The following is a 23,567-nucleotide window of genomic DNA, read 5'->3' as shown; positions in this document are numbered from 1 at the left end:
CCCGCCTCATCCCGCACCGCACCGTCCCACCCGGAGGAACCCATGACCGTCGACCTCACCCAGCGCCTGCGCGACCGCGTCGCGATCATCACCGGCGGCGCGAGCGGCATCGGCCTCGCCACCGCCCGCCGCTTCGCCGCCGAGGGCGCGCGCGTCGTCATCGCCGACCTCGATCCCGCATCGGGGGAACGCGCCGCGGCCGAGGTGAATGGTGTGTACCGACAGGTCAACGTCGCCGACCAGGCATCCGTCGACGCACTCTTCGACGGCGTCGCCGCCGACCTCGGTTCGGTCGACATCGCCTTCAACAATGCCGGCATCTCGCCCGCTGACGACGACTCGATCGAGACGACCGAGCTGCCCGCGTGGGAAAAGGTGCAGGACGTCAACCTCAAGAGCGTGTACCTCTGCTCGCGCGCGGCGCTGCGCCACATGGTTCCGGCGGGCAAGGGATCGATCATCAACACGGCATCGTTCGTGGCGCTGCTCGGATCTGCCACGTCGCAGATCTCGTACACCGCGTCGAAGGGCGGCGTCCTCGCGATGACCCGCGAGCTGGGCGTGCAATTCGCCCGGCAGGGCATCCGGGTGAACGCGCTCTGCCCGGGGCCCGTCAACACCCCGCTCCTGCAGGAGCTGTTCGCGAAAGACCCCGAGCGCGCGCAGCGCCGGCTCGTGCACGTGCCGATGGGCCGTTTCGCCGAGCCCGAGGAGCTCGCCGCAGCCGTCGCGTTCCTCGCCTCCGACGACGCCTCGTTCATCACGGCCAACGCGTTCGTCGTCGACGGCGGCATCACCAACGCGTATGTGACCCCGCTCTGACCCATGCCCGACCACCCACCGCCGCACGGCCTCGGTCGCACCGTCTACCGGCCGGTGCGCGGTGGGAACGCGCTCGAGGACACCGTCGCCCGGCTCGTCCAGACCGTCCGCCTCGGCGTCGTCGCGCCCGGCGAGTCCCTGCCGTCCGAGCGCGATCTCGCGGAACGGTACGCCGTCAGCCGCGACACCGTGCGCCAGGCGATCGGCGAGCTCGCCGACGCCGGCTTCGTCGTGCGGAGGCGGGGCCGGTACGGCGGGACCTTCGTCGCCGACCCGCTTCCGCGCCCGGCCGAGCCGGTGCCCGTCGACCGCGCAGAGCTCGACGACGTGCTCGGGCTCCGGCGCGTCCTTGAGGCGGGGGCCGCGCGGGCGGCGGCCTCGCGGGAGCTGACGGATGCCGCTCGCACCGCGCTCGAGCAGCGGCATCACGCGACCGTCGGGGCCGACGAGGGGGAGTACCGCCGGCTCGACTCGCTGCTGCACCTAGCGATCGCGGAAGCCAGCGGCATCCCGTCACTGCTCCCTCTGATCGTCGAGAACCGGGCGCGCGTGAACGCCTGGCTCGACACGTTCCCCCTACTGCCGCGCAACATCGAGCACTCCGACGCGCAGCACGAGCGGATCGTGGCCGCGATCCTCGCCGGCAAGCCCGACGCCGCCGAGGCGGCTGTGCTCGACCACCTCGCCGGTTCGGAGGCGCTGCTGCGAGGGTTCCTGGGCTGAGCCTGCGGCGTGCCGGGTGCACGACCGGTGGTGCCGGCGAGCCCTCCGGCGCGCCCCGAGGCGACATCAGCCCCACCGGTCGTGCATCCGTCACCGGGGGCGCTGCCGATGTGCCGGTACAGAGCGGGGCGGAGGCCGCTCGGTCGGCGGACGCGCGGCGCTGGATGTGCCTGCGGTACCCGCGAGTGGGCGGTGCTCGGCAGGCGGCGTGGGATGACGACTGCACGATCGCTGGTGCGGATGTGAGGTGAGCGGCCTGCCCGAGCCTCACGGGCACCGTCGCTCGTGCATCCGTCACACGTCGCGACGCCGACTGGTGCCGGCGGGGCGGATCTGCTGTGCTGAGCGGTGATGATACGGCCCGGGGTGATGCACCGGCGCGAGGCTGCCGGCTGGGCCGCCGCGCTCGGTCTGGCGCTCGTCGCCGTTCTGGACCGTGCGGGCGCCGAAGCTCGCGCTCGCCGACCCGTCGCAGCTCGTCCAGGTCGACAACACGCTGCGCCCCTACGACTGGCTCGTGAACCGCGCCGAGCGTCGCGGGCCGGTCACCTTCCTCGTCGAGGGAGCGGCTGACGTGCCGTTCGAGCTGCCCGCCCGGGGGTGTCGCCCTTCGATGCGACCCGTGTCGCGTGCGGGCGCTACACGATCCTCGACTTCGGCCCGCGCACGCTGCCCCTGGGGGAGCCCCGCAACTGACCCCAGGCCGCGCGCGTCAGCGGATGCAATGGATGCCGGGCGGCACCCGGCATCCATTGGTCGCTGTGCGGCGTGTCGCGTCAGATCTGTTGCATCCGCGCACGGCGGCGGAGAAGCGCGACGAGGAACGGTACGGCGACACCGACGATCACCACGACGACGATCCCGAGGGAAGACCGTGCGAGAGCGGCGTGCGCGGCATCCACCGCGGGGGTCGTCTCTTCCGGGGTCCATCCGCCTCCGGGCAACCCGTCCACGAGGACGGCGGACGTCACCGCAGCACCGACGGCGATGACGAGCAGCGCCAGCGCGATCACCCCCATGACGACGATCCAGCCCACGAGCAGCAGGCGCGCTCTCGTTCTTCCCATGGGGGCAGGCTAGTCCGCGTCAGCGCGACGCACCCGCGAACGCGACGCACCCGAGAACGGGGCGGAGTCAGTCAAGCGGGGCGACGTCGACCTGCACGCGCAGGGTCGAGGTCTTCGCCTCGGTGAAGATGATGCCCTTGACCGGCGAGACGTCGCCGTAGTCGCGGCCCCACGCGACCGTCACGTAGCGGTCGTTCGCCCACTGATTGTTCGTCGGGTCGATCGCGAGCCACTGGTCGGTGCCGGGGAGCCACACGGCGAGCCATGCGTGCGACGCATCCGCACCGAACACGCGCTCCTTGCCGGGCGGCGGCTGCGTCGCGAGGTACCCCGACACGTAGCGCGCGGCGATGCCGTGGGCGCGCAGACATGCGAGGGCGACGTGCGCGAAGTCCTGACAGACGCCGGCGCGCTTGGCCATGGCATCCGCGACCGTGCTCGTGACCGTGGTGGCGGTCTTGTCGTAGTCGAAGTCGCGGAAGATGCGCTGCATGAGGTCGGTCGCCGCGTCGCCGATGGGGCGGCCGGGCGTCAGCGACTCAGCGCCGTACGCGGTCGCACCGGGATCGTGACGGACCCGCTCCGATTCGAGCGCATACTCAGTCGCCTGCCACGCCCCCTCGAGCTCGGGGTGGTGAAGCGGGCGGGCGAGCTCCCACGGCTGCGCGAGCGCAGCGGCGTCGTACTCCGGCTCACTCACGGTGACCTCGCTCGTCGACTCGATCGTGAGCGCGTCGTGCGGATCGGTCACGTGGAAGTACGTCGAGGAGTTGCCGAAGTAGTCGGTGTCGGGAGAGATGTCGCCGGGGTTCGGTTCGACCGTGACCCCGGATGCCGCGACCCGCTGCCACGGCAGCTCGCGCGGCAGCAGGTGGAACTGTCCGACACTGTCCTGCACGGCGTCGCTGTAGCTGTAGGCGGTGCGGTGCCAGACCCGGTAACGCTTCACGCGCGCGCCCCCGGGAGTTCGATGAGCGAGATCTCCGACATCGACACGGCCGGGGGACCGGCCTCGAAGTGGTGGTGACTGATCGCGTCGGAGAGCTGCTCGAGCTGCGCGGTCAGGTCGGCGAGGGTCGTGACGAGGCGGTCCCGCCGCTTCGCTACGACGGCGGTCAGCTCGGTGGCATCGGTGTCGGCGAGCTGCGTCTCGAGGTGGTCGAGCAGTCGCTCGGCGCGGGTGCTGCCGGTCGACGCGGGCATCGCCGCGAGGTGGTCGCGAAGCATCGCGAGCGAAAACGCGAGCGATCGCGGGTTCGTCTCGTCGTGCAGCAGCAGGTCGGCGACGTCGGCTGCCCGCGTCGCGCCGCGGTAGCGGCGGCGGTAGGTGACGACGCTCTCCGCGGTGACCAGGAGCGATTCGAGCACCTCTCGCTCGGTGCGCGCCGACCGGGCGACGCCCAGCGCCGACGACAGCAGCGTGCTCAGCTGCAGCCCTCGCTCCAGGTACCGGCCGGCTTCGATCATGTGCCAGCCGGGGTCGCGGATCATGTTCGCGGTGACGCCGTAGAGCGAGAGCATCGAGGCGAGCATGCGGCCGGCGGACTCCGCGGTCCGGTGCGGATGGGGCGAGCTGCGGAGGGCTCGCACGGCGCGCTCGATGTGGGAGAACACCCGCCAGGTGTCGCCGGACAGCTGGTCGCGCACCCCCTCCATCGCGTCGCGCAGACGGGCGATCGAGTGAGCGGCGGCGCCGGGGCGCGCGGCATCCAGCAGCAATGAGCGGAACTCCGCCTCCGGGTCGGCGCTGCGCGTGCCGGCGAGGGTCGCGAGTGCGCCCAGGAGCACGCGCACGCTGTCTGCCGCGCGCTCGGCGGAGTGCGCGCCGGGCTGATCGAGGGCGGCCTGCGTGGCGAGCACGAGTCGGAGGAGATCCTCGGTGCGTTCGGCGTAGCGACCCGTCCAGAACATGTCGGAGAGCGCGCGCGGCGAGAAGGTGGGGTCGCTGCGGGTGGTCGGCAGCGAGGCGATGTCGACAAGCCCTTGGTCGGCGTCGGACTCATCGGCCTTGAGGACCCACACGTCCTTCGTGCGCGGCGGCGCGGCCGGGTGGTCGCGCACGGTCGCGAGGCCGCCGACGAGCGGCCGGTAGGTCGATCCGAAGCGGACCGCGAAGCCGCGAAGGGTGACCGGCAGAGCGGATGCCGCGGTGGCACGCGACCACACCGGTGCCTGCGAGAGCGTGAGCTGCTGGACGGCGGCGTAACGGTGCGGCTCGGCGAGCACCCGCTCGACGAGTTGGGCGGGAGACGCCGAGACGCCGCGGCGAGGGTCGTCGATCAGACGGACCTCGAGATTCGGATCCTCCGCGCGCAGCCGCGGCAGCACTTCGTCACGGGCGGCGGGGTCGCCCAGCCACCAGGTCGGGACCGAGGGTAGACGCAGCTGTTCGCCCAGCAGATGCTCGGACACGGCGGGCAGATAAGGGAGCAGGGCAGGGTTCTCGAGCACCCCCGCGCCGAGCCCGTTGACCACCCGCACCCGGCCGCGCCGGGCCGCTTCGGTCAGGCCCGCGACGCCGAGGCGGGAGCCGGCGCGCAGTTCGAGGGGGTCGCACCATTCGGCATCCACTCGGCGCAGGATGACGTCGACCCTCTCCCGCGGGGCGCGCGCGGGCCAGCCGGCGGGCTTGATCCACACATACCCGTCGCGGACGACGAGGTCGCTGCCCTGCACGAGCGGGAAGCCGAGGGCGTTCGCGAGGAACGCCTGGTCGAAGGCCGTCTCCGAGAGCGGACCCGGCGACATCACGACGATGCGCGGATCGGTCGTGCCTGCCGGCGCAGACGCGATCAGCGCCGCGCGGAGCGCCGCGAAGTACGGGTCCATGCGGTGCAGCGCGCCGTCGTCGAGAAGGTCGGGGAGCACCTGGGAGATGACCCGTCGATTCTCGGCCGCGTACCCGAGTCCCGACGGCGCCTGCACACGGTCGGCGAGGACGTGCCAGTCGCCGGCCGCGTCGCGGCCCAGGTCGGTGGCGGACAGGAGCAGGGGAGAGGTGTCGCCGTCGCGCGAGCGGGCGGTGGCCCGCACGAAGCCGGCATGACCGACCACCACCGCTGCCGGAACGATGCGCTCGCGGAGCACGGTCTGCTCGCCGTAGAGGTCGGCGAGGAGGGCGTTGAGCAGCTCGGCGCGCTGGGCAAGACCGATCTCCAGGCGCGACCAGCCTGCCGCGTCGAGGACGAAGGGCATCGGGTCGAGCTGCCAGGGCTGCAGGTCATCACCGGCGCGGGCATAGGAAACGCCGTCATCGGCGAGGAAGCGGGCGATCTCGTCGTCCACGCGGTTGAGCTCTTCACGGGTGAGTGCCAGGGCGAGCGAGGCCAATGATCGCCACGCGGGCCGCAGCGTGCCGTCGGCGTCGACGACCTCGTCGTAGCGGGCCGTTGACGCGAAGGGCAGTGTCGGCTGCGACACTGCCGCGGCGTATTCGCGGAGCACACTCACTCGGGGTCCCCTCCCTCGTTCCCAGCGTAGGGCTCCGCGCGCACTGTCCCCGACCTGCACGGCAATACAGTGGAGCGCATGGATGAGGTCGACGGGTTCGAGGTGCGACAGGCAAAGACGTCCGACGTCCCCGGCATCCAAGAGCTGCTCGAGCCGTGGGTGAACCGGCGCATCCTCCTCGGCAAGGAGCGCGTCACCCTGTACGAGACGGTGCAGGAGTTCGTCGTCGCCGAATCCGCCGGCCGCCTCGTCGGATGCGGAGCCCTCCACGTCATGTGGGAGGACCTCGGCGAGATCCGCACCCTCATCGTCGCCGACGACTGGCTGCATCGCGGCGTCGGTGGCGCCGTCGTCGACCGGCTCGAGCGGAACGCGCGCATGCTCGGACTCTCGCGGCTTTTCTGCCTCACCTTCGAGGTGCCGTTCTTCTCCCGCCGCGGATTCGAGACGATCGGCGAACAGGTCGTCGACCCCGACGTCTACTCGCAGCTGCTGCGCAGCCCTGACGAGGGCGTCGCGGAGTTCCTCGATCTCGCCCACGTGAAGCCGAACACGCTCGGCAACACGCGCATGCTCAAGCAGTTGTAGGCGCGCCCGGCGCACGATCCGGATGTCGCCGCTTAGCCTGGACGCGTGAGCAGCTCGTCCCCGCGCCGTCGGCCTTCCGCGGCGGTCTACCGCCGTCGCAGGCTCGTCGCCCTGCTGCTCGCGGTCCTCCTGATCGGCGGGATCGTCGCGCTCGCCGTCTGGCAGCCCTGGCGCGGGTGGTTCGCCGCGGATGCCGCGCCGGCACCGTCGCCGACGGCGACCTCGACGCCGGCGTCGGGTGCTGCCATGACCCCGCTGCCGACGAGCCCGGCACCGGTGCCGCCGTCGCCCGAGCCCTCGGCATCCGCAGCGGAGGCGCCGCCTGCCGACGACGACGAAGAAGTGCTGCCGTGCACGACGGCCGACGTCACCGTCAACGCGGTCGTCGACAAGAGCTCCTACGGCACGGGCGAGTACCCGCAGATGCTCATCGAGCTCGTCAACGACACCGACTTCCCGTGCCTCATGAACGTCGGCACCTCGACGCAGACGTTCGAGATCACCAGCGGCAGCGACACGTGGTGGCGCTCGACCGACTGTCAGAGTGCGCCGAGCGACCAGGTCGTGCGACTCGAAGCAGGGCAGACCGTCACGAGCGCGACCCCGCTCGTGTGGGATCGGACGCGCTCGTCCGTCGACGACTGCGACGGCAAGCGTCAGAATGCCCTTCCCGGCTGGTACAACCTCACCGTCTCCATCGGCGGGATCGGGGCGGTCGAGGAGGCGCAGTTCACGCTGCGGTAGCGGCATCCCGAGCCGCGAGGCATTTTTGTCGCTTTCTGAGAAGATTCTCATCCAAGTATCGGGCGCCGGACTGTCGGTCGGACGCGTCGGACGCGTAGCCTGATCTCAGCTCCCGACGGATCCCCCGTTGTCCCCAGCATCGGAGTCCTGCTCACCCCCAGAAGCAGGACGCCTTGGATCTTCCGCCGGTGAGCAATGGGCCCTCTCGACTTCCTCAGTCCCCAATGAAGAGTTCGAGAGGGCCCCCAGTTTTTCTGCCGACGGATGCCGCATCTCCGCGCCCGTAGGCTTGTTCCATGGCTGGGAAGAAGCGCGACAAGAAGCCGCTGGAGTTCCGCAACACGCAGCTGGCGGACGCGTTGCAGACACAGGACATGGCCGCCCTCGCTTTCGCCCTCCGGCACGGACCCACGGTCGTCCCGCTGATGCGGCCGGGAAAGCGCGACGACCCCCGCGATGACGGCGAGGTCTGGACGTACCGCGACCCGAACTCGGGCGACGTGGCCCTGCTGCTCTTCAGCGACGCGAAGAACAAGCCTTCGACCCTGCCGCCCGGCGTGGGGCTGCAGTCCCCGGCGTGGCTGCGGGCGTTCCTCGGCGCCTACGGCGACCAGATCACGACGGTTTTCTTCGACATCGCCGGCCCGCACCCGATGCAGGCCGCTCCCGCCGACCTGATCGCCGCGCTCGACGCCTGACCCCTCACCTGACGGGTGTGGCAGCTGGCGTGGTCAGAACTGCGGTGCGTCGGAAGGGTCGGGAGCGTGGTGCCGACTCCGCTCCGCGAGGGCTGCGCGGAGGGTCCCGGCGGACGAGTCGATGACGGCGCGGTAGCCGAGGCGTGACGCTTCGGATCGGCGCTGGTCGTGCTGGGTCACCCGGCGGATCTCGCCCGACAGGCTCAGTTCGCCGATCGCGGCGAGCTTGGCGGGGTTCGGTCGCTCCGATGCCGCGCTGGCGATGGCGAGGGCGATCGCGAGGTCGGCGGCGGGCTCGGTGAGGCGCACCCCGCCGACGGTGGAGACGTACACGTCTTGATCGGAGAGCACGATCCCGGCGCGTTTCTCGAGCACGGCGAGCACCATGGCGACGCGTGCGCCGTCGACGCCGCTCACGATGCGACGCGGGTTTGGGGCGGTGGTGCGCAGCGTCAGCGCCTGCACCTCGACCGGGAGTGCGCGGCGTCCTTCGAGGGCGACGGTGACGCACGTGCCCGGTTCGCTGCGGCGCTGGCTGAGGAAGAGCGAGCTCGGGTCGGGCACCTCGGCGATGCCCTCTCCGGTCATGTCGAAGCAGCCCACCTCATCGGTTGCGCCGAACCGGTTCTTGAGGGCACGCACGAACCGCAGCGACGTCTGACGGTCGCCCTCGAAGTGGCAGACGACGTCGACGAGATGCTCGAGCACGCGGGGACCGGCGACCTGGCCGTCCTTCGTCACATGGCCGACGATGATGACGGGCAGGTCGCGTTCCTTCGCGACCCGGATGAGCGTGGAGGCGACCTCACGGACCTGGCTGGGCTGGCCTGCGGCGCCGTCGATGAGTGACGAGGACACCGTCTGCACCGAATCGACGATGAGCAGGTCGGGCTTCACGTCGTCGATGTGGCCGAGGGTGGTGGCGAGGTCGGTCTCGCTCGCCAGGTAGAGCTCGTCGTGGAGGGCGCCGGTGCGTTCGGCGCGCAGCCGCACCTGGCTGAGCGACTCCTCGGCGCTGACGTACAGCACGCGGCGGCCCGAGCGGGCGCTCTGCGCGGCGACCTCGATGAGGAGGGTCGACTTGCCGACGCCCGGTTCGCCGGAGAGGAGGATGGCGGCTCCTGGCACCACGCCACCGCCGAGCACGCGGTCGAACTCCCCGACGCCGCTTGTGCGGCGCGGGGTCTCCCGGGTGTCGATCTGGGTGATCGGGCGCGCGCTGCGCGTCGGGGCCAGGGGCGTCACCGACGCGGTGATCCCGGTCTGCGTCGACGACTCGACGACGGTGCCCCACTGCTGGCATTCGCCGCAGCGACCCACCCACTTCGCCGTCGTCCAACCGCATTCCGTGCAACGGAAGGCGGCGGTCGGTGCGGGTCGACGGGATGCCATGCAGTCAGGCTATCCGCGGCATCCGACACCGGCCGCCGCAGTGGGTCGCGCCGCGCCGTGCCCGATCAGCGCAGCGAGGCCGCCGCACCCTTGAGTGCGTCGGCGGAGTGACGCAGGAGGCCGAGCTCCTCGTCCGAGAACGAGGTGTTGAGAATCGGCTTCGCGCCGGCGGCGCTCACCACCGAGGGGACCGATAGGGCGACGCCGTCGATGCCGTGGAAGCCGTTCAGGACGGTCGACACCGGCAGGATCGCGTGCTGGTCGCCGAGGATCGCCTCGACGATGCGCGCGCTCGAAAGCCCGATGGCGTAGTTCGTCGCGCCCTTGCCCTGGATCACCGTGTACGCGGCATCCCGAACTTCCACGGCGATGCGGTCGAGCTCGTCCTTCGTGAAGCGGGGCTGACCGTCGAGGGGTTTCCAGTCGAGGATCGGCACGCTGCCGATGGTCGCGTGCGACCAGAGCGGGAACTCGGTGTCGCCGTGCTCGCCGATGATGTGGGCGTGCACGCTCGACGTCGAGACGCCGGCGCGCTGGGCGAGCTTCCACCGCAGCCGCGAGGTGTCGAGCACGGTGCCCGAGGCGAAGATCCGCTCGGGAGGCAGGCCCGTCGTCTCCTGACCGATGACGGTGAGCACATCGCACGGGTTCGTGACGATGACGTAGATCGCGTTCGGAGCGACTTCGAGGAGCTGCGGGAGCATCGTCCGGAGGATGCCGGCGTTCACCCCGGCGAGCTCGATCCGGGTCTGGCCCGGGTTCTGCTTCGCGCCGGCGGTGATCACGACGACGTGCGAACCCGCGGCGACCGAGACGTCGGCACCGCCGATGATGTCGCTCGAGCCGGTGAACTGCGCGCCATGCGCGAGGTCAAGCACCTCGGCCTCGACCTTGGGTGCTGCGATGTCGTAGAGCGCGACGTGCCGGGCTGATCCGCGGATGAGGGCGGCGTACGCGACGCTCGATCCCACGGCGCCCGCGCCGACGACGGTCAGTTTCGAGTTCTCCATCACGCTCATGGGATCAGTTTGTCAGTGACGGATGCCACCTGGCCAGGTTTCAGCCGGGTTTATTGGTGGCCTCCTCAGGTTGCGACGCAGGTCGCGGGTTCCGGATACCGGCGTACGCGACGACTCCGCCGATCGCGAGGAGGGCCGCCGTTGCGATCGCCGCGCGGTGGAAGCCGTCGAGATCGAGCGTGCCGCCAACGATCACCGCGAGGACGGCGATGACGACGAGCCCGGCGATGCGGGCGACGGCGTTGTTGGTCGCGGACGCGATGCCGCTGCGCTCGCCGCCGATGGCGCCGAGGATCGTAGAGGTCAGCGGCGAGACGGTGAGGGCCAGGCCGAGTCCGAAGACGATCAGGCCGGGGAGCACCTGCGTCCAGTAGTCGAAGTCCTCGCCGACGGTGAGCAGCAGCAGCGACCCTGCGGCCATGATGAGCGGGCCGGAGGTCATGAACAGGCGCGGGCCGAGCTTCGCCGACAGGGTGCCGGCGAGCGAGCTCAGGCCGATGAGCAGCAGCGTCGCGGGCAGGCTCGCGAGGCCGGCGAGGGTGGCCGAGAGGCCCGCTCCCTGCTGCAGGTAGACGGCGACGACGAACCCGTTCAGCGACAGCGCGGCGTAGACGAAGAACGTCGAGACGTTGCCGGTCCAGAAGTTCCGGACGGTGAAGATCCCGAGGGGGAGGATCGGGTGCGTGGCGGTGCGCTGGCGCAGGACGAACGCGACGAACAGGACGGTGCCGGCGAGGAGCGGCATCCAGATCGCCTCATGCGTCCAACCCAGGTTCGGTTGTTCGATGAGTGCGAAGACGATGCCGCCGAGGCCGAGCGTGCAGAGGGCGGCGCTGAGGATGTCGATGCGGGCGTCGGGGGAGCGGTGGTCGGTGCCCTTCATGCGGGCGAGCAGCACGAACGTCGCGGCGATCGGGATGACGTTGAAAAGGAACGCGTACCGCCACGACAGGGTGTCGACGAAGACGCCGCCGATGAGCGGGCCCGCGAGGGTCGCGCCGGTTGTCCAGGCTGTCCACTGGCCGATCGCCTTCGATTGCGCCGTGCCCTGGAGGAGCGAAGTGATAAGGGCGAGCGAGCTCGGCACGAGGAACGCGCCTGCGGCGCCCTGGAGGGCGCGGGCGATGATGAGCGTGACCGGGTCGGGTGCGAGGCCGACGGCGATGGACGCCACGCCGAACCCGATGAGCCCGATCTTGAGCACCAGCACGCGACCGTACGCATCGCTCACCGAGCCGGCGAAGAGGATGAGCGAGCTCAGGGTCAGCAGGTACGCGTCGACGGTCCACTGCTGAGTCGCGAGGCCGCCGCCCAGTTCGTCGCTCATCGCGGGGAGAGCGACGTTCACGACCGTGCCGTCGAGGAACGCGACCGCTGATGCGAGTGCCGCGATCGCGACGATGAGGCGGGACGAGGGTGCGGTCACGTGCTCACCGTACGCCCGCCCCTGACCGGTGTAGGCGGTGCGGCGGACCGTGCAGGAACGGATGCCACGAAGGAGTCGCCATGACCTCGCCACCCAGCGCCGCCGGCTGACGATGGTGCGGATGCCGGAGTGCGCGGCCGAACGCCGTGCTGCCGTGGGGCCGGCAAGAGGAGTGGGAGGACTCGCTGGAGGGGTGGCCGCGGCACGGCACCTACGACGGTGGCGTGCCTTCGAGCGTGTTCGGGGAGCTGTACGGAGCGGGCCGGAACTGAGCTGGTTCGCGGCATCCCGGATCGTGTCGTAAACTGGACGACGGTGACGTGTCCGAGCGGCCGAAGGTGCAACTCTCGAAAAGTTGTGTAGGGTAACCCCCTACCGTGGGTTCAAATCCCACCGTCACCGCCAGAAAAACCCCTGATTATCAGGGGTTTTTCCATTTTTGGATGACGTTGCGCCCACGGTTTGCCCACAATCTGTGGGCACGGGAGGCCTGATCTCGAGCCTGTCTCGGCCCTCCGCGGGCGCCCAGATCCGCGTGATTCCGCGGATCTCGAGCGGTCAAGGTCATCCTGTGCGTGGGGTGACGGTGGGGGATTGCCCCACCGTCATAGTGCCGAATTCGCCGTTCGGTGCTCGTGTGTTGTGACGCTGTCGTCGGTCACCGAAGCATTGTCCTCCATCCCAAGGTTTCGCCTGGACGGAGGTCAGGTGAATGCCGTGGGGATACGCCTCTCCCACGATGCGTCATCGTGGTCGGTGGTTGCGTCGCTCGATCGCCAGCAGGAGAGGTCAGTCGCAGGAGAGTCCGGAAACGATCCATCCACCCGAGCGCGTCTGCATCAGACCGACGCGCCAGCCGCCTGCATGTGTCGCTTGCGCGCTCCCGCTGCCCTGGCTCACGACTTCCCACGCGTCGGAGCCGACGGGTCTGTTTCCCTCATCGACCCAAACCTCAATCGCTTCCTCGACGGTCGACGACCCTTCGTGCGAGGTCTCGATGTCCGCGACATAAGCCCCGCTGCATTGCCCTGGCGCACAAGCAGCAGTGGATAGCGCGATGACCGCTAGGCCGGCGATGGCGGCGGCCGCGCTACCGCGGCGACGAGATGCCATCAGCGTGCCCCCAGAGCTTGCGTGTGATGCTCGGTCAACAGTGACGATGTGCGCGAGCGTAGCAGTCAGGAGCCGAAGACGATCCAAACTTCGCTATTTCTTTGAGGGGCCACTCCGCCGGTTCAATGCACGGTGAGATCCGATGGCAAGGGAACGCAAGGATGAGGGCTTGGCTTCAGTCGTCATGCCCACTCTGTGCCCACGATCGCAGCGGTGCAACCGCGTCGCGCCGATCGGGCTGATCGGCGATTTCTCCAGACATCCGCGTGATTACGGGGCTACTGACCCACCTGAGCCGGCTGATGCTGTTCGGGGCCGAGTTCAAATCCCACCGTCACCGCCAGAAAAACCCCCGCGAGCCGGGGGTTTTTCCATTTCTAGAAGCCGCCGTGAGCCGAGGGCGTGCCTCGTTCAGCATGGCGCGGGCGCTCGCGCCCGGTCTGCACTTCGAAACCGTGGGTGTTCCTCGGAGCGGTATTCCGCTCCCGCATCGCATGACGAGAACCCGACCGCTGCTTGCCACGGACTCGTTGGCCGATCACGCGGCTGCGGGCCTCACGCACACTGCGTGCGTGCAGGCGTGCTGACGCCGCATCCCGCCACGCAAATCTGCTCGCTATCGGGACCTGCACGTCGATAGCATGAGCCCGAATCGACCCCAGAGGAGCCCCCATGTGGACTCAGACGCTTGACCCGACCGGCCAACTCTGGCTGTCCGCTCTCATCGCTGTTCTCCCCATCGCCGTCTTCCTGATCGGCTTGCTCGTCTTCAAGCTCAGCGGCCTCGTCGCCGCGGCGATTGCCGTCATCGTGGAGATCGTCGTCGCGGTGTGGCCGTTCGGGATGCCGATCGGCTCAGTCGCCGGCGCGGGGCTCTTCGGGGTCCTCACCGCGATCTGGCCGATCGCCTACATCATCGTCATGGCCGTGTGGCTGTACCGCATCACCGTCGCCAGTGGGCGCTTCGATGTCATCCGCGACAGCATCTCCGGCATCTCACCCGATCAACGCATCCAGGTGCTGCTCATCAGCTTCTGCTTTGGAGCGTTCCTCGAGGGCGCAGCGGGGTTCGGTGTGCCGATCGCCATCTGCGCCGCGCTGCTCGTGCAACTTGGGTTCGGCCCGATCAAAGCCGCCATGCTGTCGCTCGTTGCCAACGTCGCCGCCGGGGCATACGGGGCGATTGGTATCCCCGTCATCGTCGGCGCGCAGGTCGGTGAGGTGCCACTAGCCGACCTGTCCGCCGATATGGTGCTCGTCCTCCAACTGCTCACCTTCAGCGTGCCGTTCATCCTCGTCATGATCCTCGACGGCCTTCGAGGGCTGCGAGAGACGCTCCCGATCACCGCGGCCGTCGCCGTCGCGTACGCAGGCACACAAGCCGCCATCCTGCTCTTCCTCGGCCCCGAGCTCGCGGACATCGTCCCGGGGCTGGTGGGAATGGTTGTCGTCTTCGGGGTCTCGCGGATTTGGCAGCCGCGACGCGTCTATCGCGAAGGGGGGAGTGAGATCCCGGATCGCGTTCGACAGGACTTCGGCGATGTCGTGGTCGCGTGGAGCCCGTTCTACATCCTCACCGGCCTCATCTTCGTGTGGAGCATTCCGTGGTTCAAGGCGCTCTTCGCTGCCGAGGGCCCGTTGGCGTGGTTGACCTTCGCTGTCCCGATCCCGGGTATCACCGGCGTCGTCGTTCCCGCCGGCTCCGACGCAGCGGTCGCGACAACCTGGGCATTCACCCCGGTCAACGCCACCGGTACAGCGATTCTCATAGCGGTGATCGTCTCCTTCCTCACGATGCCGCGAGTGAGCGTCGACGAGCTGGGGCGACAGCTCGTCGGGACCGTTCGAGCCCTGGGCACGCCGATCCTCCTGATCGCACTGATCCTCGTCATCGCGAACATCGCCAACTTCTCCGGAGGGTCCGCAACGATCGGCAACGCCCTGGCGGCGGTGGGCCTCGTGTTCCCGCTGTTTGCGCCGATCATCGGCTGGTTCGGTGTGTTCGTGACAGGGTCGGTGGTGAACAACAACACGCTCTTCGCGCACCTCCAAACCGTCACTGCGCAGCGCATTGGGGTCGACCCGACGCTGCTCGTTGCCGCCAACACTGCCGGTGGCACCGTCGCGAAGGTGGTCTCACCGCAGTCGATCGCCATCGCGGCGGGTGCCGTCGGGCTGACCGGCCGAGAGAGCGAGATCCTGCGGGCGTCGATCAAGTACAGCCTCGGCATGCTCGCCTACGTGTGCGTCTGGGTGTTCTTGCTTTCGCTCGTGCGCTGATCATCTCGAGCACGGCGTGACGGGAGCCGGGCACCACTTTCGAGCTCGTCGCCGAGCGCGGTCACGCGCAGTCCCATCTGACCAGGACTTGGCGCGCCCGGGCGGCTGACCGCTCCCCCCGGCCCGGTCAGAGGTACTCGTTGCGTGCCGCGTTCCTGATCGAGTGCGACCGGATGTCGTCCCAGTCGAGGACGGCGCGCGGCGACATCGATGCCGGTTCGACGGCGCGATGCGCGTTGTCGAGGGCAGTGATGCGTGCGCGTGAGCGCTGCGTAGGGGCGGGCGGAACGCCACCAGATCGCGCTCTACGTCGTCGCGATCGCCGCGGGCCTCACGCTCGGCTGGCTGATCCCGTCGGCCCCCACGCTCGACGTCGCAGTCACCCCGGTCCTCTCGGTCCTGCTGTTCGTGACGTTCCTCGGCGTCCCCTTCGGGCGCCTCGCCGAGGCGTTCCGCGACCTGCGGTTCCTCGTGACGTTGCTGATCCTCAACTTCGCGATCGTCCCGCTCCTCGTCTTCGTGCTGTCCCGCTTCGTCGCGACGGATGCCGCGCTGCAGATCGGCGTGCTGCTGGTCTTGCTCACCCCGTGCGTCGACTACGTGATCGTGTTCACTGGCCTCGCCGGCGGCGCGCAGGACAAGCTGCTGGCCGCGGCGCCGCTGCTGATGCTCCTGCAGATGCTGTTGCTCCCCGTGTACCTCACGGCGTTCGCGGGGCAGGGGATGCTCGGCGGCATCGACGTGGCGCCCTTCATCGAAGCGTTCGTCTTCCTCATCGTGGTCCCGCTGCTGCTCGCGGCGGCGACCCAGTGGGCCGCGCGTCGCACAAGCTGGGCCCGCGGCGTGGAACGGGTCGGCGCGGCATCCATGGTGCCGTTGATGGTGCTCACCCTGTTCGTGGTCTTCGCGTCGCAGGCGGCGCTCGTCCTCGGCAACGTCGCGGCGCTCGCCGCGGTGCTGCCGATCTACGCCGGCTTCCTCGTCGTGATGGCGCTCGTCGGCATCGCCGTCGCCCGCGTTGCGAAGCTCGATGTCCCGCGTGCGCGGGCGGTGACGTTCTCCGGTGCGACGCGGAACTCGCTCGTCGTCCTTCCGCTGGCGCTCGCGCTCCCCGCCGAGTTCGCGCTCGCACCCGCAGTGGTCGTCGCGCAGACCCTCATCGAACTCATCGGCATGGTCGTCTACGTCTGTGTGATCCCGAAGCTCATCCCGGCGCACTGACCCGCCATACCCGGTCCGGCCCGCGGATGCCAGACCTGCCATTCCGGCGACCGGCTCCGTAGCGTGGACGGCATGGTGCGCGACGACGAACGGCCGGAGGATCTCTACACCGGCCCCATCGACCTCTCCGGAATGGATGCAGCGGAGGTCGCCGACCTCGAGATGCCCGAGATCAGCTACGACGAGCAGCGCTATCCCGCCCGTCCGCGCCGGCTGCGGCCGCGCGACAATCTGCGCGGCAGCAGTGTCCGCCGCATCCGCACCGATCCGCGCACCGCCAACGGCACGAACCCGTCGTACATCGAGTGGCTGGTGCGTCAGTCCATGCTGAAGGATGCCGACGTGCTCGCCCGGCAGCTGTCGGGTCAGCCTGCCATGTGGCGCAACGCGTACGCGCGCCCCGACGCGCGCCGCGCCATCGCGGCGACCGATGTCTGGTTCACGGCGTACCCGATCTCGCTCATCACCCGGCCGGGGGAGTCTTTCCTCGCCGCGCTGGGCGATGACGCGCTGTGGTCGGCGTTCGAGCGCATCGGGATCACCGCGATCCACACCGGCCCCGTGAAGCGGGCAGGTGGCATCGCGGGGTGGGCGGAGACCCCCAGCGTCGACGGTCACTTCGATCGCATCAGCACGGCGATCGATTCCGCCTTCGGCACCGAGGACGAGTTCCGAGACCTGTGCGACGTGGCGGATTCGCACGGCGGCAGCATCATCGACGACATCGTCCCGGGGCACACCGGCAAGGGCGCCGATTTTCGCCTGGCGGAGATGGGCTTCAAGGACTATCCGGGGATCTACCACATGGTCGCGATCCCGCCCGAGGACTGGCATCTGCTGCCCGAGGTGCCGGAGGGATTCGACAGCGTCAACCTCGATCCCGCGACCGAGCACGAGCTCGCCGAGCACGGGTACATCATCGGCGCGCTGCAGCGCGTGATCTTCTACACGCCCGGCGTGAAGGAGACGAACTGGAGCGCCACCGCGCCGGTCGTCGGTCCCGACGGGATCACGCGGCGCTGGGTCTACCTTCACTACTTCAAGCAGGGGCAGCCGTCGATCAACTGGCTTGACCCGACCTTCGCCGGCATGCGCCTGGTCATCGGCGACGCCCTGCACTCGCTCGGTGAGCTGGGCACGAGCGCCCTCCGCCTCGACGCGAACGGGTTCCTCGGTGTCGAGAAGAGCGCCGGGGGCCCGGCCTGGTCGGAGGGTCACCCGCTCTCCCACGCGGCGAATCACATCATCGCCGGCATGGTGCGCAAGGTCGGCGGCTTCACCTTCCAAGAGCTCAACCTCACGATGGAGGACATCCGCGACACCGGCGCCGTCGGTGCTGACCTGTCGTACGACTTCATCGGTCGCCCCGGCTATCACCATGCCCTCGCGACGGGTCAGACCGAGTTCCTCCGCCTCGCGCTGACGTCATCGCTCGAGCTCGGCGTGGAACCGGTGCAGCTGGTACACGGGCTCCAGAACCACGATGAGCTCACCTACGAACTCGTGCACTGGGCGACGCGTCACGCCGACGACGTCTACCGGTTCCGCGGGCATGAAATCACCGGCGCTGACCTCGCGGAGACCGTGCGGGCGGAGCTCACCGAAGCGCTCACCGGCGCCGCCGACTTCAACCGCGTGTTCACCCAGAACGGCATCGCCTGCACCTCGACCTCGCTGATCGCGGCAACGCAGGGCTTCGCTCGGCTGGATGACATCACGGATGCCGCGGTCCCCGCGATCCGTGACGCTCACCTGCTGCTGTGCGCGTATAACGCCTGGCAGCCCGGGGTGTTCGCCCTCTCGGGCTGGGACCTCGTCGGCATGCTCACGGTGCCCGCCGACCAGATCTCCGAGCTCCTGACGGCGGGAGACACCCGGTGGATCGAGCGCGGTGCGCATGACCTGCTCGACGTCGACCCCGACGCGACCCGCTCCGCTGCCGGGATGCCGCGCGGTCGAGCCCTGTACGGGGCTCTGCCCGCGCAGCTCGAGGACGAGGAATCCTTCGCCTCACGGCTGAGTGCGATCATCGACCTCCGCCGTGAGCACGGCATCGCGACCGCGACCCAGGTGGACATCCCCGAGGTCGCCCATGCCGGGATGCTCGTGCTGGTGCACCGCCTCGATGACGGCGACGCACATGCGGATGCCCCGATGCAGGTGACGGTGCTGAACTTCTCGGCCGAGCCGACCGAAGGAACGGTTCGCTCCGAGCAGCTGATCCCGCGCAGCGAGGTCATCGACGCGGCATCCGGAGACGTCGTGGGGCATGTCGACGACCTGCAGAGCTTCTCGGTGTCGCTGCCGGGGTACGGCGCGATGTTCCTCCTGCTGGAGGCGCCTGAGGCGGAGTGATCCGCCGGCGGAGTGACCAGCTGGCGGGCTGATCGCCGGCGGGCGGATCAGCTCAGCGCGGCATCGATTCCCGCGAGCGGGACGGGGAGCCAATCCGGGCGATTGCGCGCCTCGTAGATGGACTCGTACACGGCCTTGTCCAGGACGAGCGCGCGCAGCAGGTCGGGATCGAGCGCCACAGCCCCGGGTGCCGCGACATACGCCTCCACGAAGGCCGCGCGGCACGCGGCTGCCCAGGCGGCGGCATCCGGACCCCCGCCAACGGCGGCGGCGTAGTCGAATGAGCGCAGCATCCCGGCGACGTCGCGCGGGGGGAGGTCGGGGATCGCACGCTCCTCCATCGGGCGGAGCGGTTCGCCCTCGAAGTCGACGATGCGCCACCCGCCGTCGGGAACGGCGAGCACCTGACCGAGGTGGAGGTCGCCGTGGATCCGCTGCAGCCTCGGCCAGGGGCGTGCGAGCGCAGCGCGGTACACCGCGTCGATCTCGGCCCGTCGCTCTGCGACGGCGGGAACCTCGGTCGTCGCGATCGACAGGCGACGAGCCCAGGCCGCACCGGTGGCCGTGACGACGGCCTCATCGGCATCCGTCGTCTCGAGGGCGGCGCCGAGGGCACCGTGCACTCCGGCGACGGCGATGCCCAGATCGCGGGCGGCGGCGGTGAAGTCGCGCCCGGCGCGGGCTTCCTCCAGGGCGATCGTCCATCCGTCGCGGACGCCGCTCAAGAACTCCTGCGCGAAGCCGAGGGTGCCGCGGGCCACGCCTTCGGGTCTGCCCACGTCGGGCCACTCCGCGTCGAGGCTGCCGAAGAACCGCGGGACGAAGGGGGAGCCCGCCTCGCTGAGCACGCGCTGGACGGTGACGTCGGGATTCTCACCGTGGTGAAGGGTGCGGAAGAGCTTCAGGATGATCGAGGGTGCCCCGTCGACGTCGTAGACGATCGAGGTGTTCGACTGCTCACCGGTGAGGACACGCGAGGAGGTCACGCGGTCGACGTCGAGTCCCATGTCGCGGAGCATGCCGATGGTGAAGTCGGCATGCCGCGTCGCGTCGACCAGGTGACGGTCACCGTCGCGCGCGGCGACGTCATCACCGTCGCTGCGGTCGCTGTGTGCGAGGGGCACGTTGTACAGCGTGGGAACGGCACCCGCGTCGTCCATCACGAGGTAGGTCGTCGCGCCGGTGGTGGGTCGCGCGTCGAGCACGCGGAATCGGGGCTCGTGACTCTTGCCGGCATACCAGCGCTGTCGCGCCACCCAGGCGCCGAGGTCGTCTTCGAATCGCACACTCACACTCTGGCCTGAACGAGCGGGGCAGGGTAAGGGGTGGACGCATCCGCGGCGGCAGAGTATGTCCGCGTTGCACGTCGAGCTAGCACATGGCGTTTCGTCGCGCCTCCCCCTGGAGCCTTCGGCGGCGCTTTGCCACTGTCGTCGACATGACCTCCTCCGACATCGCACCTGCCGATGCGACGCCTGCCCGATCGACGATGCTGGCGGCCGAGACGCTCCACCGCCCGATGTGGCGGGATGACTCGCTGGCTCTGCTGCTCCGTGGGTACCGCTTCGCCGATCACATCTGGCGTCGAGTCCCGCGAGATGCGCGATCAGCCCCTCTGCGGCTGATGTTCCGTCCGGCGCTGCTCGTCAGGGGAGCGGAAGGGGTCGCCGCCTTCTACGACGGCGATCAGGTGAAGCGCCAAGGGGCGATGCCGTCCTTCATCCAGGAGACGCTCTTCGGTCACGGTTCGGTGCACAGCCTCGACGGGGACGAGCATCGCCACCGTAAGGCGACGTTCGTCTCCGCCCTGTACGAGGACGAGCAGGTCGCCCGAATGCATCCCCACCTGGAATCCGAGTGGCGACGCGAAGTGGATGCGTGGGTCGGCGGCGGCACGCGGACGGCCTACGACGCTGCGGTCGGTGCGTTGGGTCGCGCGATCATGCGATGGGCGGGGCTTCCCGGAACGGCCGCCGCCAAGACGCGATGGTCGGCTCGCCAGGCGCAGATCGTGGACGGGTTCGGCGCCCCGTACTCACCGCAGTATCCCCTGGCGGTGCTGAATCGCCGCTGGTCGGATCGGCACGCGGAGCGGCTGATCCGCGCTGTCCGCGCCGGAACGCTCGATGCGCATCCCGGCACCGCGCTGAGCGAGTGGGCGTGGCACCGCGATCGTCAGGGTGATCTGCTCGACGCGCGGCTCGCGGGGATCGAGTTGCAGAACAGCTTCCGGCCCATGATCGCGGTCAGCCGGTTCGTCGCATTCGCGGCGAAGCGGCTTCAGGAGCATCCGGAATGGCGTGCGCGCATCGCTGACGAGGCGGCGCATCGTGAGTCGTCTGTCGCAGGGCCGCTCGCCGTGGCCTTCGCTCAGGAAGTGCGCCGCACGGCGCCGTTCGTGCCGATGCTTCCCGGGTGGGCGGTGCGCGATATCGAACTGGATGGCCGGGTTGTCCGGGAGGGTGGACGCATTGTCCTCGACGTGCTCGGGACGGACACGGACACCGCGTCGTGGGACCGGCCCGACGAATTCATGCCCGAGCGCTTCGTGGGCGTGACGGACTACGAGGCGATCGCCGCCTTCGTGCCGCACGGTGGCGCCGACGTGGCGAAAGGTCACCGGTGCCCGGGCGAGAAGCTCGCCATCGCCGGCCTCGCGGCATCCGTCCGCGCGCTCAGTGACCCTCGGCTGCGCATCCTCGAATCCGGACTCGACGTCAACCTGCGCCGCATGCCGACCAAGCCTCGATCGGGCGGTCGGGTTCGGGCCGCAGGGACCGTCGCGCGGTGCCCGTTCCACCGAGGATGAGCGGGCACGCATGCCACGAACCGCCTGTTCGCGCAAGCCGGTCGGACGTGCGCTGGGATGGAATCAGAGTGTTCACCTGGAACTGAACGCAGACGGAGGAGGACGTGATGACACAGCAGGGCAGCACTACCCACGCCGAGGACGACGCCCCGAACCCGGAGGCACCTCAAAAACCGGACTCGGTCTCGGATGTCACGAAGCGTTCGTGGAAATACGTCCTCGGCAAAACCGTTCGCGAATTCTCCGCAGATCAGTGCACGGATGCCGCGGCGGGCCTTACCTACTACTCGGTCCTCGCACTCTTCCCCGCTCTGATCGCGATCTTCTCCCTGCTGGGAGTGATCGGGCAGGGGCAGGCTGCGGCAGACGCCGTGCTCGGTGTCGTCGAGCAGGTCGCGCCCGGCGACACCGCGCAGGCACTCCGTGGGCCGATCGAGCAGGTGGCATCCGCGCCGGGCGCGGGCATCGCTCTCGTGCTCGGCATCCTGACCGCCCTCTGGTCGGCGTCGGGGTACGTGGGCGCGTTCAGTAGGGCGATGAACCGCATCTACGAGATCCGGGAGGGGCGCCCGTTCTGGAAGCTGCGCCTGATGCAGCTCCTGGTGACCGTGGTGGCTGTGGTGTCGCTGGCGCTGCTGGCGCTGGGACTCGTCGTCTCGGGGGACGTGACACGCGCCATCGGCGAGGCCATCGGACTGGGCGACGGTGTGCAACTCGCCTGGGACATCGTGAAATGGCCTGTGATGCTCCTTATCCTCGTGCTGCTCGTGGCGATCCTCTACTACGCCACCCCGAACGCGAAGCAGCCGAGGTTCCGGTGGATCAGCGTGGGTGCGCTGATCGCGATCGTGGTCATCGTGATCGCGAGCGCCGGATTCTTCTTCTACGTGGCCAACTTCTCGAACTATGACCGCACATACGGATCGCTCGCTGGAGTGATCGTCTTCCTGCTGTGGCTGTGGATCGCCAACAACGTCCTTCTGTTCGGTGCGGAGTTCGATGCCGAACTCGAGCGCGGGCGTCAACTGCAGGGTGGCATCGCTGCCGAGGAGGACATCCAGCTTCCGGCGAGGGACACCAGGAAGTCGGAGAAGCAGGCCGAGAAGGAACAGAAGGACATCGACGAGGGTCGGCGGATCCGGCTTGCGCATGGAGACGACGAGAGCTGACGCTCGCTTTCCGCGGGCGCGACACGGGCCCGTGCCCGCGGAATTCCGCGCGACACGCCCGCGTGCACGCGCCGATTTGCCGAGGGTCCAGGATCGACGTAAGTTATTACCTGTTCGCCCCACAGGGCAGAGCGAGAGGCCGAAAGGCCCGCCGCCCTCATGCTGGTGAACAACCTCCACCCCGACAAGAAACAGTCGCTCAGCGATTGGGTCTGATCTTACGGTCTAGGTCGTGGAGCGCCTCGGATGCCGACCGCGTTCGGTCCGGCGCAGAGTGTTGCCTTGACAGCGACACGGCGTGTCGGATTTGACGAGATTCGAATGGTGTCCTAAGGTAGAGAAGTTGCCTCACTACGAAGCCCGGGAGGGTGGTGTGGGAGCATCCGATCCTTGAGAACTCAACAGCGTGCACTTGTCAAATGCCAAATAACCTCGACTCCGGGTTTTGCCTGGGGTGAGATTCCTTTGGATCAAAGACCGGCACTTTGGTGTCGGCATTATGGATAGTCAGCAATGATTTATCTCTTTGGTCAGCATCAAACTCGCTGCTTCTGCCTTATTCCGGTGGAGGTCAGCAACATTTCTTTACGGAGAGTTTGATCCTGGCTCAGGATGAACGCTGGCGGCGTGCTTAACACATGCAAGTCGAACGGTGAAGCAGAGCTTGCTCTGTGGATCAGTGGCGAACGGG

The 23,567-nt window shown here is 69.1% G+C and carries 18 protein-coding genes, 1 tRNA gene and 1 rRNA gene; 12 read left to right on the top strand and 8 right to left on the bottom strand.

All coding sequences use genetic code 11. From position 1 onward, the window contains the following. Window positions 1–42 precede the first annotated feature (42 nt). Both ACHFGS_RS00760 and ACHFGS_RS00755 read left to right on the top strand, forming a co-directional pair. Window positions 43–822, top strand: a complete 780-nt coding sequence (locus ACHFGS_RS00760; RefSeq protein ID WP_394279743.1) for a 3-oxoacyl-ACP reductase — start codon at window positions 43–45, stop codon at window positions 820–822. Between the two features lie 3 nt (window positions 823–825). Continuing rightward, on the top strand, window positions 826–1,545 hold the full coding sequence (locus ACHFGS_RS00755) for a FadR/GntR family transcriptional regulator (protein WP_394279742.1): 720 nt from the start codon (window positions 826–828) through the stop codon (window positions 1,543–1,545). 294 nt (window positions 1,546–1,839) lie between these two features. On the opposite strand, the gene ACHFGS_RS00750 is transcribed toward ACHFGS_RS00755, so the two are convergent. The 4 genes from ACHFGS_RS00750 to ACHFGS_RS00735 all read right to left on the bottom strand — a co-directional run bounded on the left by ACHFGS_RS00750 (window position 1,840) and on the right by ACHFGS_RS00735 (window position 6,062). Continuing rightward, window positions 1,840–2,040, bottom strand: a complete 201-nt coding sequence (locus tag ACHFGS_RS00750) for a hypothetical protein (RefSeq protein ID WP_394279741.1) — start codon at window positions 2,038–2,040, stop codon at window positions 1,840–1,842. A 281-nt stretch (window positions 2,041–2,321) separates the two neighbouring features. After that, complete coding sequence (locus ACHFGS_RS00745) at window positions 2,322–2,612, bottom strand: hypothetical protein (protein WP_394279740.1); 291 nt, start codon at window positions 2,610–2,612, stop codon at window positions 2,322–2,324. A 67-nt stretch (window positions 2,613–2,679) separates the two neighbouring features. Further along, window positions 2,680–3,561 (bottom strand): transglutaminase N-terminal domain-containing protein, encoded by an 882-nt coding sequence (locus ACHFGS_RS00740; RefSeq protein ID WP_394279739.1) that lies wholly within the window; start codon window positions 3,559–3,561, stop codon window positions 2,680–2,682. Further along, window positions 3,558–6,062 (bottom strand): circularly permuted type 2 ATP-grasp protein, encoded by a 2,505-nt coding sequence (locus ACHFGS_RS00735; protein ID WP_394289049.1) that lies wholly within the window; start codon window positions 6,060–6,062, stop codon window positions 3,558–3,560. The genes ACHFGS_RS00740 and ACHFGS_RS00735 overlap by 4 nt, the downstream gene beginning before the upstream one ends. A 78-nt stretch (window positions 6,063–6,140) precedes the next feature. Here ACHFGS_RS00735 and ACHFGS_RS00730 point away from each other — a divergent pair, with 78 nt between their 5' ends. From ACHFGS_RS00730 to ACHFGS_RS00720, 3 genes are all read left to right on the top strand, one after another. Continuing rightward, complete coding sequence (locus ACHFGS_RS00730) at window positions 6,141–6,650, top strand: amino-acid N-acetyltransferase (protein WP_394289048.1); 510 nt, start codon at window positions 6,141–6,143, stop codon at window positions 6,648–6,650. Between the two features lie 45 nt (window positions 6,651–6,695). Then, window positions 6,696–7,394, top strand: coding sequence for a hypothetical protein (locus ACHFGS_RS00725; protein ID WP_394278657.1), 699 nt, complete (start codon window positions 6,696–6,698; stop codon window positions 7,392–7,394). Window positions 7,395–7,690: 296 nt separating this feature from the next. Then, window positions 7,691–8,092 carry a dehydrogenase gene (locus ACHFGS_RS00720; protein ID WP_394289047.1) on the top strand — a complete coding sequence of 134 codons (402 nt, stop codon included), beginning with the start codon at window positions 7,691–7,693 and terminating at the stop codon, window positions 8,090–8,092. A 33-nt stretch (window positions 8,093–8,125) separates the two neighbouring features. On the opposite strand, the gene radA is transcribed toward ACHFGS_RS00720, so the two are convergent. The 3 genes from radA to ACHFGS_RS00705 all read right to left on the bottom strand — a co-directional run bounded on the left by radA (window position 8,126) and on the right by ACHFGS_RS00705 (window position 11,929). Beyond that, window positions 8,126–9,484 carry a DNA repair protein RadA gene (radA, locus tag ACHFGS_RS00715; protein ID WP_394289046.1) on the bottom strand — a complete coding sequence of 453 codons (1,359 nt, stop codon included), beginning with the start codon at window positions 9,482–9,484 and terminating at the stop codon, window positions 8,126–8,128. Window positions 9,485–9,549: 65 nt separating this feature from the next. Then, window positions 9,550–10,503: an L-lactate dehydrogenase gene (locus ACHFGS_RS00710; RefSeq protein WP_394279235.1), complete on the bottom strand. Its 954-nt coding sequence runs from the start codon at window positions 10,501–10,503 to the stop codon at window positions 9,550–9,552. 40 nt (window positions 10,504–10,543) lie between these two features. Beyond that, window positions 10,544–11,929, bottom strand: a complete 1,386-nt coding sequence (locus ACHFGS_RS00705; RefSeq protein ID WP_394279236.1) for an MFS transporter — start codon at window positions 11,927–11,929, stop codon at window positions 10,544–10,546. A gap of 314 nt (window positions 11,930–12,243) precedes the next feature. On the opposite strand from ACHFGS_RS00705, the gene ACHFGS_RS00700 reads away from it, so the two are divergent. The 4 genes from ACHFGS_RS00700 (at window position 12,244) to treS (ending at window position 18,898) form a co-directional block, all read left to right on the top strand. After that, window positions 12,244–12,334 (top strand) — tRNA-Ser (locus ACHFGS_RS00700). 1,380 nt (window positions 12,335–13,714) lie between these two features. Next, window positions 13,715–15,322, top strand: coding sequence for an L-lactate permease (locus tag ACHFGS_RS00695; protein ID WP_394279237.1), 1,608 nt, complete (start codon window positions 13,715–13,717; stop codon window positions 15,320–15,322). 297 nt (window positions 15,323–15,619) lie between these two features. Then, entirely contained in the window at window positions 15,620–16,543 is a 924-nt protein-coding gene (locus ACHFGS_RS00690; protein WP_394279242.1) for an arsenic resistance protein, read from the top strand. A 72-nt stretch (window positions 16,544–16,615) separates the two neighbouring features. Next, the gene (treS, locus tag ACHFGS_RS00685; protein WP_394279238.1) at window positions 16,616–18,898 is read left to right on the top strand and encodes a maltose alpha-D-glucosyltransferase; all 2,283 of its coding nucleotides are present in this window, start codon (window positions 16,616–16,618) and stop codon (window positions 18,896–18,898) included. Between the two features lie 47 nt (window positions 18,899–18,945). Here the strand turns inward: treS and ACHFGS_RS00680 are convergent, their stop codons facing one another. Next, window positions 18,946–20,184 carry a phosphotransferase gene (locus ACHFGS_RS00680; protein ID WP_394279239.1) on the bottom strand — a complete coding sequence of 413 codons (1,239 nt, stop codon included), beginning with the start codon at window positions 20,182–20,184 and terminating at the stop codon, window positions 18,946–18,948. 152 nt (window positions 20,185–20,336) lie between these two features. On the opposite strand from ACHFGS_RS00680, the gene ACHFGS_RS00675 reads away from it, so the two are divergent. The 3 genes from ACHFGS_RS00675 to ACHFGS_RS00665 all read left to right on the top strand — a co-directional run. Then, window positions 20,337–21,707 (top strand): cytochrome P450, encoded by a 1,371-nt coding sequence (locus ACHFGS_RS00675; RefSeq protein ID WP_394279240.1) that lies wholly within the window; start codon window positions 20,337–20,339, stop codon window positions 21,705–21,707. Window positions 21,708–21,814: 107 nt separating this feature from the next. After that, window positions 21,815–22,876 (top strand): YihY/virulence factor BrkB family protein, encoded by a 1,062-nt coding sequence (locus tag ACHFGS_RS00670; protein ID WP_394279241.1) that lies wholly within the window; start codon window positions 21,815–21,817, stop codon window positions 22,874–22,876. 584 nt (window positions 22,877–23,460) lie between these two features. Beyond that, window positions 23,461–23,567, top strand: a 16S ribosomal RNA gene (locus tag ACHFGS_RS00665); the annotation flags it as partial.

It is taken from the genome of Microbacterium sp. (assembly GCF_043427715.1).
Lineage (GTDB): Bacteria > Actinomycetota > Actinomycetes > Actinomycetales > Microbacteriaceae > Microbacterium.
Note: the sequence above shows the minus strand (reverse complement) of the source record. Positions and strands in the feature narration are given on the sequence as shown.